This window comes from Actinomycetospora sp. ABD4_176 (genome assembly GCF_056311855.1).
On sequence record NZ_CM149974.1, the window covers coordinates 2,692,617 to 2,705,929 of the forward strand.

The 13,313-nt window shown below is 76.6% G+C and carries 12 protein-coding genes; 1 reads left to right on the forward strand and 11 read right to left on the reverse strand.

Features of this window, described 5'->3' with window-relative positions; all coding sequences use genetic code 11:
* Positions 1-21: 21 nt before the first annotated feature.
* The 8 genes from ACYX4T_RS13010 to ACYX4T_RS13045 are packed head-to-tail and all read right to left on the reverse strand — an operon-like array spanning position 22 to position 8,675.
* The gene (locus ACYX4T_RS13010) at positions 22-864 is read right to left on the reverse strand and encodes a mycofactocin-coupled SDR family oxidoreductase (protein ID WP_476014909.1); all 843 of its coding nucleotides are present in this window, start codon (positions 862-864) and stop codon (positions 22-24) included.
* Positions 864-1,709 (reverse strand): MaoC/PaaZ C-terminal domain-containing protein, encoded by an 846-nt coding sequence (locus tag ACYX4T_RS13015; RefSeq protein WP_476014910.1) that lies wholly within the window; start codon positions 1,707-1,709, stop codon positions 864-866. The genes ACYX4T_RS13010 and ACYX4T_RS13015 overlap by 1 nt, the downstream gene beginning before the upstream one ends.
* Positions 1,706-3,286 (reverse strand): class I adenylate-forming enzyme family protein, encoded by a 1,581-nt coding sequence (locus ACYX4T_RS13020; protein ID WP_476014911.1) that lies wholly within the window; start codon positions 3,284-3,286, stop codon positions 1,706-1,708. The genes ACYX4T_RS13015 and ACYX4T_RS13020 overlap by 4 nt, the downstream gene beginning before the upstream one ends.
* The gene (locus ACYX4T_RS13025) at positions 3,283-4,518 is read right to left on the reverse strand and encodes a cytochrome P450 (protein WP_476014912.1); all 1,236 of its coding nucleotides are present in this window, start codon (positions 4,516-4,518) and stop codon (positions 3,283-3,285) included. Before ACYX4T_RS13025 ends, ACYX4T_RS13020 begins: the two co-directional genes overlap by 4 nt.
* Positions 4,515-5,477, reverse strand: coding sequence for an LLM class flavin-dependent oxidoreductase (locus ACYX4T_RS13030; protein ID WP_476014913.1), 963 nt, complete (start codon positions 5,475-5,477; stop codon positions 4,515-4,517). Before ACYX4T_RS13030 ends, ACYX4T_RS13025 begins: the two co-directional genes overlap by 4 nt.
* Entirely contained in the window at positions 5,474-6,265 is a 792-nt protein-coding gene (locus ACYX4T_RS13035; RefSeq protein WP_476014914.1) for a nuclear transport factor 2 family protein, read from the reverse strand. Before ACYX4T_RS13035 ends, ACYX4T_RS13030 begins: the two co-directional genes overlap by 4 nt.
* Complete coding sequence (locus ACYX4T_RS13040; protein WP_476014915.1) at positions 6,265-7,041, reverse strand: enoyl-CoA hydratase/isomerase family protein; 777 nt, start codon at positions 7,039-7,041, stop codon at positions 6,265-6,267. Before ACYX4T_RS13040 ends, ACYX4T_RS13035 begins: the two co-directional genes overlap by 1 nt.
* The gene (locus ACYX4T_RS13045; RefSeq protein ID WP_476014916.1) at positions 7,038-8,675 is read right to left on the reverse strand and encodes an acyl-CoA carboxylase subunit beta; all 1,638 of its coding nucleotides are present in this window, start codon (positions 8,673-8,675) and stop codon (positions 7,038-7,040) included. Before ACYX4T_RS13045 ends, ACYX4T_RS13040 begins: the two co-directional genes overlap by 4 nt.
* A gap of 87 nt (positions 8,676-8,762) precedes the next feature.
* Here ACYX4T_RS13045 and ACYX4T_RS13050 point away from each other — a divergent pair, with 87 nt between their 5' ends.
* Positions 8,763-10,493, forward strand: coding sequence for an ATP-binding protein (locus tag ACYX4T_RS13050; RefSeq protein ID WP_476014917.1), 1,731 nt, complete (start codon positions 8,763-8,765; stop codon positions 10,491-10,493).
* Positions 10,494-10,572: 79 nt separating this feature from the next.
* Here the strand turns inward: ACYX4T_RS13050 and ACYX4T_RS13055 are convergent, their stop codons facing one another.
* The 3 genes from ACYX4T_RS13055 to ACYX4T_RS13065 all read right to left on the reverse strand — a co-directional run bounded on the left by ACYX4T_RS13055 (position 10,573) and on the right by ACYX4T_RS13065 (position 13,304).
* Positions 10,573-11,244 (reverse strand): TetR/AcrR family transcriptional regulator, encoded by a 672-nt coding sequence (locus ACYX4T_RS13055; RefSeq protein WP_476014918.1) that lies wholly within the window; start codon positions 11,242-11,244, stop codon positions 10,573-10,575.
* Positions 11,245-11,334: 90 nt separating this feature from the next.
* On the reverse strand, positions 11,335-12,882 hold the full coding sequence (locus ACYX4T_RS13060) for a class I adenylate-forming enzyme family protein (RefSeq protein ID WP_476014919.1): 1,548 nt from the start codon (positions 12,880-12,882) through the stop codon (positions 11,335-11,337).
* Complete coding sequence (locus ACYX4T_RS13065) at positions 12,879-13,304, reverse strand: nuclear transport factor 2 family protein (RefSeq protein ID WP_476014920.1); 426 nt, start codon at positions 13,302-13,304, stop codon at positions 12,879-12,881. The genes ACYX4T_RS13060 and ACYX4T_RS13065 overlap by 4 nt, the downstream gene beginning before the upstream one ends.
* Positions 13,305-13,313: the final 9 nt, after the last annotated feature.

Sequence of the window (13,313 nt, forward strand, 5' to 3'; positions counted from 1 at the left end):
TCCGGGACGGGGACGGTCTGGTCACTTGCCGGTCGAGCCGGCGTCGACGGGCAGGGTCACGCCGGTGACGTAGCGGGACTCGTCGGAGGCGAGCCACAGCACGACGTTGCTGACGTCGGACGCGTCGACCCACGGCACCGGCAGCGCGTTGATCGACCGGAACACCGGCTCGGCCTGCTCGGAGGTCGGGTGCTCGACACCCGGCACCATCAGCCGGTAGGTGGCCTCGTTGCGGATCATGTCGGTGTCGACGCCGGTGGGGTGCACCGAGTTCACGCGGATACGGTGGGGCGCGAGCTCGTTCGCGAGCACGCGCATGACCCCGACGACGCCGTGCTTGGCCGCCGCGTAGGCGATGGTGTTGGGCACGCCCTTGAGGCCGGCGGTGGAGCTCGTGATGATCACCGAGCCGCCCTGGCCGCGCTCCACCATCGGCGCGATCGCGGCGCGCACGGTGCGGAAGACGCCGCTCAGGTTGATCGCGATGGTCTCGTCCCACAGGCCGTCGTCGGTGTCGAGGGCCGGCGCCGTCGGGAAGATGCCGGCGTTCGCGCACACCACGTCGAGACGCCCGAAGGTGCCGACGGCGTCGTCGACGACCTTCGCGAGCCCGCCGGTGTCGCGCACGTCCACGACGTGCGCGAGCGCCCGCCGCCCGGCCGCGCGGACCTCCTCGGCGACCCGGTCGAGGTCGTCCTCCCCCGGCATCCCGATCGGCGCCGACGGGATCGGCGCACAGGCGTCGACGAGGACCACGTTCGCGCCCTCGCCGGCCAGCCGCAGCGCGTGCGAGCGGCCCTGGCCCCGCGCCGCCCCGGTGATCAGGGCGACCTTCCCCTCGACCCTGCCCTCGACCCGTCCCATCACGGTCCTCCCCGTCCTCGCAGCTGCGCGGTGCCGGTCATCGCGTCCCGACCGTCGGCATGGCGCAGGGCGAACGAGCCGTCGTCGCGGGCCACCGGCGTGACGACGTCGCCGGCGACGACCGTCGCCCGGAAGCGCGCGGCGAAGCCCGTGAGGACGGCGTGCGGCCGGCGCGCGGTGAGGTGGGTCAGGGCGTAGGCGAGGTTCGCGGGGCCCTGGTTGACGCACGCGTGCCCGAGCCCGGCCGCCGCGGCGGCGTCGGGGTCGAGGTGGATCGGGTTGGGGTCGCGCAGCAGCAGGGCGAGCAGCTTCATCTCGTCGGCGCGGACGGTGATCGGCGCGCCGGGGTGCTCGGTGCCCTCCGGGACCGCGTCCGGCGTCCCCCCGGCCGTCGGCGCGTCGGCGACCCCCGGCCGCGGCAGCAGGAAGCCGTAGGTGGCGGTGAGCACCGGCGTCCCCGTGGCCGGGGGGACGCGGCGCAGGTCGAGCACCACCTCGACCTCGTCGACGACGCCGAGCACGCGGCCCCGGCGCCGGCGCACGGTGGTGACGCCGCCGCGCACCTCGTGGTCGACGTCGAGGGCCAGCGGTGCGGAGCACCGTGCCGCGAACCGCCCCAGCAGGGGCCCCGCCTCGAGCGGGCAGCCGAGCGTGGTGAACAGCTCGCCGAGCGAGCACCCCATCCCCCGCTGCGGGGCGAGGAACGCCCAGATCGGGTGCGGCTCGGGGCGACGGGGCGCCCGCACCGCGTCGTGCATCAGCAGGCTCTCGTAGCCCTCGACCCGGCTCGTGCCGCCGGGCAGGCGCAGTCCCGCGAGCTCCGCGGGCGCCGGGGCGGCCGTCACGCGCCCACCCGCGGCGCCTCGGTGACGCCCGCCGTCGCGAGCTCCTCGGCGATCCGCGCCCGCAGCTCCACCTTGCGGATCTTCGTGCCGGACATCGGCCAGGCGTCGACGAAGCGCACGTACCGCGGCACGCGGAAGCTCGCGATCCGCCCGACGCAGTGGGCGATCAGCTCCTCGGCGGTCGCGGTGGCGCCGGCCGCGAGCTGCACGAACGCCGCCGGCACCTCGACGTAGCGGGCGTCGGGCGCGGCGACCACCGCGACGACCCCGACCGCCGGGTGCGTGAGCAGGTGGTTCTCGATCTCCGCGGCCGACACGTTCTCGCCGCCGACCTTGAGCATGTCCTTGAGCCGCGTGCGGAACGTGACGCGCCCGTCCTCGTCGACGGTGACCACGTCGCCGGTGTGCACCCAGCCGTGCGCGTCGATCGTCGCGGCCGTGGCCTCGGGGTCGCGGAAGTAGCCGTCGAACGCGGTCGGCCCGCGGAAGAGCAGCTCGCCGGGGACGCCGGGCGGGAGGTCGGCGCCGCTGTCGGGGTCGACGACACGCACGCGCATCCCGGGCATCGGGTGCCCGCCGGTGGTCAGGCGCGCCTCGAGCGGGTCGTCGAGGCGGCCCAGGGCGAGGAACGCCGACGACTCGGTCATCGCCACGCACGAGACGTGGACCGCCTGCGGCACGCGCCCGGCCATGGCCCGCAGCCGCTCGGGCACCCCGACGGCCATGACGAGGCGGATGCGGTGCAGGTCGCGGTCGGGGAAGTCGGGGCGGTCGAGCACCGGCATCCAGATCGTCTCGAACGCCGCGAGCGCCACGGTGACCCGCTCGGTCTCGAGCAGCGCGGGCGTCGTCGCGGGGTCGAAGTGTCCGGGGTGCACGAAGGTCGCGCGGGCGGTCAGCGCCGCGACCGCGAACGTGATGCCGCCGCCGTGGAACAGCGGGATCGCGGTCCAGATGCGGTCGGCCGGCGTCAGCGCCATCCGCTCGGCGATCCCGGCGGCGAGCCGGACCAGCGCCTCGTGCGAGATCAGCGCACCCTTCGGCGCCGCCGTGGTGCCCGAGGTGTAGACCAGCACCGCGGCGGCGCGGACCCGCGTGCCGGCCTCGGCGTCGGCGACGTCCGCGGGGTCGCCACCGACCAGCTCCGCGAGGGTGACCACGGCGCGCAGCTCCGGCGCCGGCCCGCCGGCCACGGCCTGGTGTGCGAGGTCGGCGAGGTCCGGTGCCCCGGGCGTGCTCGGCGGCGCGGTGACGACGAGCGCCGTGCCGGAGTGCACGACGACGTGGCGCACCTCGTCGGGGCGGTAGCGGGCGTTGACGGGCACCGCGATCGCGCCGAGACGCGTGACGGCGAGCAGCAGCGCGACGAGGTCGGCGGACGCGGGCAGCAGCAGCGCCACCCGGTCGCCCGGGGCGACGCCGTGGGCGAGCAGCGCGGCGGCGTGGCGCACCGAGCGCGCGGCCAGCGCGCCGGCGGTGAGGCGCTCGCCGTCGGCGAAGACCAGGGCCTCGGCGTCCGGGTCGAGGGCGGCGGACTCGTCGACGAGCTCGTACAGCGTCGTGACCCGGGGCCTCACGGTCGGCTCCCGGCGTCGACCGCGGGGACGCCGTCGTGCACCACCGTCAGCGACGTCTGCGCCCGCGACGCGATCGTCGGCAGGTACACCGGCTCGCCGGCGACGCGCAGGCCGGGCAGCCGGCGCAGCAGCGTCCCGACCGCGACGCGGGTCTCGATGCGCGCGAGCTGCGCCCCGATGCAGGCGTGGATGCCGCGCCCGAAGGCGACGTGGGTGGCGCGCTCGCGGGCGAGGTCGACGGCGTCGGGGTCGGCGAAGCGCTCGGGGTCGCGGTTGGCGCCGCAGAGCAGCAGGTAGACGCGCTCACCGCGGCGGATGGTGCGCCCCCGCAGCTCGTGGTCCTCGACGACCCAGCGCACCAGCACCTTGATCGGCCCGGCGAGGCGCAGCGCCTCCTCGACCGCGGGGTTCACGAGCGCCGGGTCGTCGCGCACCCGGTCGCGCAGCGCGGGGTCGGCGGTGAGCAGGCGGACCGCGTTGGCGATGGCGTTGGTCGTCGTCTCGTGGCCGGCGAAGAGCAGCAGCGCGCACATGCCGACGAGCTCGTCGTCGGAGAGCGCGTCCTCCCCGGGGTCACCCCCGATCATCGCCGAGAGCATGTCCCCGCGCGGCTCCCGGCGGCGGCGGGCGACGAGCCCGCGGAAGTAGCCCGCCATCTCCTCGAGCCCGCGCAGCGCCCGCTCGTGGCGGTCGGGCCGCGCGTCGCCGCCGGCGCCGAACGCGACGAGGGCGAGCTCGTCGGACCACTCCCGGAACCGGTCGCGGTCCTCCGGCGGCGCGCCGAGCATCTCGGCGATGACGATCGCGGGCAGCGGGTAGGCGACGCCGGCGACCAGGTCGGTGCCGCCGTCCGCGAGGAACGCGTCGACCAGCTCGTCGACCAGCGCCCGGATGCGGTCCTCCATGGCCGCGATCTGCTGCTGCTTGAACGCCGCGCCGGCCAGGCGCCGCAGCCGGGTGTGGGCGGGCGGGTCGGTGACGACCATCCACTCGCTGATGAGGCCGAGGATGCGCTGCGAGGCGTCGCCCGAGCGCTGCATGAGGGGGCGCACCCGGTCCGACGACAGCGCCGGGTTGCGGAAGGCGGCGACGACGTCGTCGTACCGCGTCACGAGCCATGCGCGGTGGGTCGGGCTCCAGTGCACGGGGTCGTGCTCGCGCAGGACGGCGGCGGCGCCGTCGGGGTCGGCGACGGCCTCGGGGGTCAGGAGGTCGTCGGGGAGGTCGGTCACGGGACACCTCCGACGGGGGTGGGGGCGGTCTGCGCCAGCCCGGGGCGCAGCTCGTCGGTGACGAGCTCGAGGTGGCGGTCGACGATTGCGTCGGGCAGGCCACCGAGGTCGGCGAAGCAGAAGACGTCGGTGACGGGGACGTGCGCGGCCAGCGGCGCCAGCTGCTCGCGCACCGCGGCGACGGCGTCGCCCCCGGTCAGGACCTTCAGCTTCGGGAACGTCGTGTCGCCCGTGCTCGCCGCGGCGTCGTCGTTGCCGCGGTACGAGGCCCGGTTGCGGCGCGCCGCCGCGCGGACCTCCTCCTTCGCGGCGACCGGGTCGTCGGCGAGCAGCACGTTGACCAGCCCGCCCACGCGCGCCCGATCGCGCGACCAGCCGCCGGCGGCGAGCCCCTCGGCGTAGGGCTCGAGCAGCGCGGGGTCGAGCCACAGCAGCCCGGCGCCGACCCGACCGGCGAGCCGCGCGCCACGCGGACCGCGGGCCCCGACCCACGTCGGGAGCGGGTCCTGGACCGGCGCGGGCGTCACCGTCCCGTCGGCCCAGAGCTCGGGCAGCCGGCGCAGCTGGTCCTCGAGGGTCGCGTAGCGGGTGCGGTGGTCGGCGCCGACCACCGCGAACTCCTCGGCCCGCCACCCCGCCCCGACGCCGAGCTCGAGGCGCCCGCCGGACACGAGGTCGACGACGGCGGCCTGCTCGGCGAGCGTCGCGGCCGGCACCATCGGCCCGATGACGACGGCCGTGCCCACCCGCAGCGTGCGGGTGCGCGCGGCCACCGCGGCGGCGACGGTCAGCGGGGCGGGCAGGTAGCCGTCGGCGAACCCGTGGTGCTCGGTGACCCACGCGGCCTCCAGCCCCCGGTCCTCGGCGGCGGCGACGCGGTCGAGCGTGCGGGCGTAGACGTCGGCGCCGCGCGCGCCGGGCGGGACGCGCAGGTCGAGGTAGAGGCCGACGCGGGTCACGGCGCGGCCCCGACGGCGGTCAGGGCCCTCGCGAGGCCCAGCCGGTCGCGCACCACCCGGCCGGCGACGACGCGCCCGCCGACGACGGTGACGAGCGCGGCGGCGTGCAGGGTCGCCGGGGCGCCGCGCCGGTGGTCGAGGTCGGGCAGGCCGCCGCGGAAGGGGCCCTGCACGGTGACGTGCACGGCGGCCCGGTCGCCGGCGGTGAACAGGTCGTCAACGACGACCTCGTCGGCCTCGACCAGCGCGTCCGGGTACCGGCCGTCGTCGACCTCGACGTCCCCGACCGCCGGGGCGCCCTGCGCCGCCCACGCCGCCACGACCGCCTCGACGCCGGCGTCGGGCGCGCGCGCCGCGGTGTCCCAGGGCGCGAGTGCCGGCGGCGGCACGGTGTCGGGCACGCCGTCGGCGAGCTGGCGGCGGCGCGCGAGGTAGTCCTGCTCGACGCGGTTGGCCGTCAGGCGCCGACCGTTCCACGCGTAGAGACCGATCCCGCGCCACGCCGCGAGCGCGCCCCCGTGGCGCACGGACGCGCCGTGCTCGGAGAAGCACAGCGCCAGGCGCTCGCCGTTGCTCACCACGTCGTGCACGGTCAGCCCGAGGCCGGGGAACTGCTCGAGCTGCTGGCGCGTCGCGGGCTTGTACGCCTCGTCGCGCCCCGCCACCACGTGCGAGCCCATCCGCAGCACGTAGTCGGGCTCCATGATCTCGTCGCAGACGGCGAGGTCGTGGGCGTTGGTGTAGTCGACGACGTAGCGGCGCATGAGCGCGACGAACGGATCGCCCATCAGCGCCCCTCGAACCGCGGCGCCCGCTTCTCGGTGAACGCGGCGATGCCCTCGGCGGTGTCCGCGGTCTCCTGCAGCATCGTCACCGCCTCGAGCGAGTAGCCGGTCTCGCCGCGGTCGACCCCACGGTTGATCATCGCCTTGCCGACGCGCACGGCCATCGGCGCGGCGCGGGCGATGCGCTCCCCCAGCGCCACGGCCTCGTCGAGCAGCGCGTCGTGGGCGACGACCTTCTGCACCAGCCCGACGCGCTCGGCCTGTGCGGCGTCCAGGCGCTCGCCGGCGAGCACCATCCACTTCGTCCAGTGCCGGCCCATCACCGCCGGCCCGCGCAGCACCCCGAACCCCGGCACGAGCCCGATGCCGCTCTCCGGCATCGCGAACGCCGCGCGCTCGGAGGCGATGACCAGGTCGCACGCCAGCGCGAGCTCGCAGCCGCCGCCGAAGGCGTAGCCGTTGACCGCGGCGATCACGGGCAGCGCCGACTCCTCGATCGCGGCGAAGGTGCGCAGGCAGTCGGCCTGGAAGGCGCGCTTGGCCGCGGCGCCGTCGAGCTCGCCGAACCCGGCGATGTCGCCGCCCGCGGAGAACGCCTTCTCCCCCGCACCGGTGAGCACCACCGCGCGCGTCGTCCCCGACGCCTCGAGCCGGGCCAGCGCGTCGCGCATCTGCGGCCAGAACGCCGTGGTCAGCGCGTTCCGCTTCTCCGGGCGGTCGAGGTGGACCACGGCGACCGGCCCGTCCTCCTTGACCGTGATCTCGGTGTACTCGGTCACGGGCGGCCTCCCTGGTGGCCCACACGCTCCGGCCGCTCGCCCCAGGCGATCTCGATGCTGGTGGCGATCACGTGCCGGGTCGCCGCGGGCGCGATGACGTCGTCGAGCGAGAGGTGCGCCGCGGCCTCCCACGGCTCGGACTCGGCGACCCACTCCGCGGTCAGCTCCGCGGCGCGGGCATCGCGGGCCTCGGAGCCGTCGGTCTCCAGCAGGCGGTCCAGCGCGCGGCGGTGCACCGTGCGGACGCCGGTCTCGGGGGCCATGAAGCCCATTTCGGCGCCGGGCCAGGCGTAGAGGAAGTCGGGCCGGGTGGGCCGCCCGCCCATCGCGAAGTGCCCGCCGCCGTAGGCCTTGCGCAGCACCACCCCCACGCGCGGCACGGACGCCCGGGCGAGGCGGGAGACGGTGCGCTCGTAGGCGTGCAGGATGCCCGAGCGCTCGGCCTGCGTGCCGATCATCAGCCCGGGCACGTCGTGCAGGAGGACCAGCGGCAGGCCGAAGGTGTCGCACAGGTCGACGAAGTCGTGCTCCTTGGCCAGCGCGTCGGCGTCGAGCGCCCCCGCGCGGACCAGCGGCTGGTTGGCGACGATCCCCACCGGCGCGCCCTCGATGCGTGCGAGCGCGCAGAGCAGGCTCGGGCCCCGGCCGTCGGCCCAGGGCAGCACCGAGTCGGCGTCGGCGACCGCGGCGAGGACCTCGCGCATGTCGTAACCCGCGCGGGCTCCGGTGGGCACGAGGTCGGCGAGCGTGGCGGGGTCGCGGGCCGGCCCGACCGGCGCGGACACCGGGGCGGGCAGGGCGGCGTTCGAGGGCAGGTAGGACAGGAACGCGCCGAGGGCGTCGAGCGCGTCGGCCTCGGTGTCGACGACGAGGTGCGCGTTGCCGGCCGCCGTCGCCGCCTCCGGCCCGCCCAGCTCCTCGTCGGTGACCCGCTCGCCGATCGCGGGCTCGACCACCGACGGCCCGGACAGCGCCACGGACGACCCGCGGGTCATGACGACGTAGTGCGCGGTGGCCGCGTGCAGCGCCGAGTCGCCGTACGACGGCCCGAGCACCGCCGCGGCGCGCGGGACCGCGGGGCGGCCGTCGGTCGGTCCGAGGAAGGTCGTGAAGTCGAGCGGCAGGCCGGAGAAGCGCCAGCCCATGACGTCGGGCATGCGGCCGCCGTCGGCGTCGCAGAGCAGCACCAGCGGGAAGCCGCCGCGCTGCGCGTGCTCGATGAGCCGGCCCTGCTTGCGCATGCTGATCGGCGCCGTCGTCCCCGCGACCGCCGTCGCGTCGATGCCGATGACGCCCACGCGCCGCCCGTCGAGCGTGCCGAAGCCGGTGACGACGGCGTCGCCGGGCACCGGTTTCTCGCGACGGATCTCGGGCTCGGCGAGCGCACCGACCTCGAACCAGCTCCCGGCGTCGACCAGCGCGGCCACGCGGTCGCGCACCACCATCCGCCCCGACGCCCGGTGCTTCGCGATCGCCGCCGCGCCGCCCATCGCCTCCGCGGCGGCGCGCCGGCGCTCGAGCTCGCCCAGCGCCGCGTCCGTGCCCGACCGCGCGGCGTCCGCGTGCCGGTCGGCCTCGTCGGGCGCACCGGGGCCGTGACCGTTGGCGCGGTCGCCGGCGTGCTCGACTGCCACCCTGCCTCCCGCGTGACGTGACGTGGCTCTCGTCGCGACGATAATCTACCATCCGGCCGTTTGGTAGATGAGTCCCTGGAGGTCGCGATGACCGGCACCGTCCTCGTCGCCAACCGCGGTGAGGTCGCCGTGCGCATCGTGCGGGCCTGCCGGGAGCGGGGGCTGCGGTCGGTCGTCGTCCACACCGCCGTCGACGCCGGCTCGCTGCCCACCCGCGTGGCCGACGACGCCGTGCTCGTCCCCTCCTACCTGGACGTCGACGCCGTCGTGGCGGCTGCGCGGGGTGCCTGGGCGGTGCACCCGGGCTACGGGCTGCTCGCCGAGGACGCGGGGTTCGCGCGGGCGGTGACCGACGCGGGCCTGGTGTTCGTCGGCCCGCCGGCCGAGGTCGTCGCGGCGATGGGAGACAAGGTCCGCGCGCGGGCGCTGGCCCGGCGGTGCGGGGTGCCGGTGCTGGACGGCACCGACGGGCCCGTGGACCCCGCGGGCGCGCGGGAGGCGGCGACGCGGATCGGGTTCCCGCTGCTGGTCAAGGCCGCGCACGGCGGGGGCGGGCGCGGGATGCGGGTGGTCACCGGCCCGGCGGAGCTCGAGGGCGCCCTCACGGCCGCGGGCCGCGAGGCGGCGGCGGCGTTCGGTCGCGGCGAGGTGTTCCTCGAGCGCTGGGTCGCTCGCGCGCGCCACGTCGAGGTGCAGGTCCTCGCCGACCACCACGGCGCCGTCGCGGTGCTGGGCGACCGCGACTGCACCGTCCAGCGCCGCCACCAGAAGCTGCTCGAGGAGGCCCCGGCGCCCGACCTGCCCGACGCCGTGCGCGCCGAGCTGCACGCGGCGTCGCGGCGGCTCGCGGCGGAGGTCGGCTATCGGGGCGCGGGCACCGTCGAGTTCCTGCTCGATGTGGGGGGTTCACGGGGGGCGGAGCCCCCCGTGGGTGCGTTCCTGGAGATGAACACCCGCCTGCAGGTCGAGCACGGGGTGACGGAGCTGGTCACCGGCGTCGACCTCGTCGTCGCCCAGCTGCGGATCGCGGCCGGGGAGGCGCTGGCGTCCGTGGTCGGTGACGTCGAGGTGCGCGGGCACGCGATCCAGGCGCGCGTCGCTGCCGAGGACCCGTGGGAGGGCTTCCGGCCCGCGCCCGGCCGCGTCACCGCGCTGACCCTGCCCGCCGGGCCGTGGGTGCGCAGCGACCTCGGTGTCGAGGCCGGGGACGCGGTGCCCGGCGCCTACGACTCGCTGCTCGGCAAGGTGCACGCCTGGGGCCCGGACCGCGCCACCGCCGCCGCGCGGCTCGGCGCCGCGCTCGACGACCTCGCGGTCACCGGCGTCGCCACCACCGCGCCCTACCTGCGCGGCGTGCTGCGGCGACCCGAGCACGCGGCGATGGCCCACGACACCGGCAGCGTCGAGCGGGACTGGGCGCCGGACGCGGCGCAGCGCCCGGCCGGTCCTGAACCGGAGCGCGGTGACCGCACCGTCCGCCTCGGCACCGACCGCGGCCCGCTGACCCTGCGCGTGCCCCGGCACCGGGACGGCGCACCGGGAACGGTGGCCGCCGCACCTGCCCGCGACGGGGGCGCCGCGTCGCCGCGCACCGAGGTCACCGGCGACCCGGTCGCGCCCATGGACGCCACGGTCGTCGACGTCGTCGTCGCGGCCGGGCAGGACGTCGACGCCGGCGCGGTGCTCGTGGTGCTCGAGGCGATGAAGATGGAGCTCCCCGTGCGCGCGTCCCGGGCGGCGCGCGTCGACGCGGTGCACGTCGCGGCCGGCGACCGGGTCACGGCCGGCAGCGCGCTGGTCGCGGTGACGGCACCCTGACCTCGGTGATCGACGGGGAGTTCGCGCGCCGAGAAGCAGCGAACAGCGCGTTCGCTGCGACCACTGAGGCCCCGACCAGCTACGCCCCGACCGCCGCGTCCCGCGCCGCGAGGGCGTCGGCGGTCGCGACGCCGTGCACCGCCATCGCCGCGAGCTGCACCCCGATCTCCTCGGGTGTGGAGGGGCCGTCGGGGCGGAACCAGCGGTAGACCCAGTTCGTCGACCCGAGGATCGACAGCCCGGCCACGCGGGGGTCGACGTCGGGGCGGGCGAGGCCGTCGCGCTGGGCCTCGGCGACGAGGTCGCGGAACACGCCCTGGTAGGCGTGCCCGGTGCCGAGGATCGCGTCGCGCCGCGCGGCCGGGAGCGACTCGAGCTCGTGGAGGAACACCGCGGTCGGCACGAGGTTGCGGCAGGCGTGCTCGACGTGCGCGCGGATGGTGCGCTCGAGGCGCTCCAGCGGGTCGCCGCCGGTGGCCGCCGCCGTGCGCACGACGGCGTAGCCCTCCCGGTGCACCTCGCTGATGACCTCGAAGAGCAGGTCCTCCTTGGACTGGATGTAGTAGTAGAGGCTGCCCTTGAGCATGCCGAGGCGGTCGGCGATGTCCTGCAGGGACGCGCCCTCGTAGCCCTTCTCGTAGAACACCTGGGTGGCGACCTCGAGCAGCTGCGCCCAGCGCTCCTCGCGCGGCTTGCGCTCGCCCGGCACGCGGCGCTCGCTGCGCCCGGCCGGACGACGGTCCTGTGCCATGCTCTGCTCCCGGTGTCCCAGCGCCCGTGACCTCGCGTCGACGCCCCGGTGCGCCGCCGACCACCATACGGTCGGTAGGTGCCCGGTCCGTCACCCGGCCGTCAGGTGGTGCCGCGACAGCCGCGGCGCCTCGGTGACGCCGCGGGCGGCGAGGTCGGCGGCGATCCGCTCACGCAACGCCCCCTTCTGGATCTTCGTGCCCGACATCGGCCAGCCGTCGACGACCTCGACGTACCGCGGCACCTTGTAGGTGGCGAGCGCCGCGAGGCAGTGGGCGACGAGCTCGCGGGCCAGCGCCTCGCGGTCGGCGTCGCGGTATGCCGGCGCCGGCTCCACGTACGCCGCCGCCACCTCGCCGAGCCGCGCGTCGGGCGCGCCGACCACCGCGACGACGCCGACCGCCGGGTGCTCGGCGAGCCGCCCCTCGACCTCGGCGGCCGCGACGTTCTCCCCGCCGACCTTGAGCATGTCCTTGAGCCGGCTGACGAAGGTGAACCGCCCGGCGGCATCACGACGCACGAGGTCCCCGGTGTGGAACCAGCCCTCGGCGTCGATGCGTTCGGCCGTCGTCGCCGGGTCGCCGTGGTAGTACGCCATGCGCGAGACCCCGCGGTGCAGGAACTCACCGACCTCGCCGGGAGCGCACTCGCGCCCGGTCTCCGGGTCGCGGACGGTCGCCTCCATGTCCCGCAGCGGCACCCCGCTGGTGCCCGCCCGGGCCTCGGGCGGGTCGTCGACCGAGCCGACGCAGCAGAAGCCCGCCGACTCCGTCCCGCCCAGGCACGAGATCTGCGTCGCCGTCGGGAGCCGCGCCTGCATCGCCGCCATCCGCTCGGCGGGGCCGACGTTGATGACCGTGCGCAGGTCGGGGACCGCGGCCGGGTCGAAGTCGGGATGGTCGAGCACCGGCAGCCAGATCGTGTCGAACGCCGGGAACGCGACGCTCGCGCGCTCGTCCACCAGCTGGCGCCACGCCACGTCGGGCACGAACGCCCCGACGTGCACGAGCGTGCAGCCCGCGGCCAGCGAGCCCAGGAGCAGGTCGATCCCGCCGCAGTGGTGCAGGGGCAGCGGGGTCCAGAAGCGGTCGTCGGGCGTGAGGCGCAGCCGCTCGACGAGGTTCTCGCCCAGCGCCCCGTAGGCCCCGTGGGTGTGCACGCAGCCGCGCGGGCGTGACGTCGTCCCCGACGTGTAGAGCAGGATCATCGGGTCCTCGGGGGCGACCTCCACCGCCGGCGCGTCCCCGGGATCCCCGGCCACCTCGGCCGGGGTGACGGCGCCGTCCCCGGCCAGCGCGAGCAGGTCCGGCGACGCCACCACCACCGCGGGCTCGGCGTCGCCGCGCAGCCACGCGACCTCGGCCGCCGTGCCGCGCGGGTTCACCGGCGTCGGGATCGCCCCGAGCATCGCCGCGGCCACCACGCCGACGACCGCGTCGAGACCGCCCGGCAGCACGAGCAGCACCCGGTCGCCGCGCCGCACCCCGCGGGCGTGCAGCCCGGCCGCCCACGCCCGGGCCGCCTCCCGCACCGCCGGCCACGTGGCCCGCTCGGTGGGGAAGGCGACCTCGCGCGCCGGCGACCGGGCGACCGCGTCGTCGAGCAGGCCCGGCAGGGTGCGCAGCACCCGGGGGCTCATGCCTCGAACCCCTCCATCTGCGGGGCGGTCAGCGGCGTGATGACACGGCTGGCGATCTTCCAGCCGTCCGCGGTGCGTCGGTAGGTGTCGACGTTGAACGCCGCCGCCCTGATCGACGCCCCGCCCGTGGTCCGCCCCTCCGCCAGCACGTAGTTCGTGCCGTGCGCGTGGTCGTCGTCGTCGAACTCGACGACGTGGTTGGTCATGAGGTGGAACTGCTCGGACATCGACCCGGTGTCGCGCTCGAAGAACGCGAGCACCTGGTCGCGACCCTCGTAGCGCTCGAGGCCGACGCCCGTCGCGTCCCACACGGCGTCGTCCGTGTAGGCCGAGAGGGCTTCCTTCGGGTCGAAGCGGTCCAGGCCCCGGGCGTAGAGGTGGGTGGCCTGGATGATCTCGGCACGGTCGTCCGCGGTCGGCATGCGTCGCCC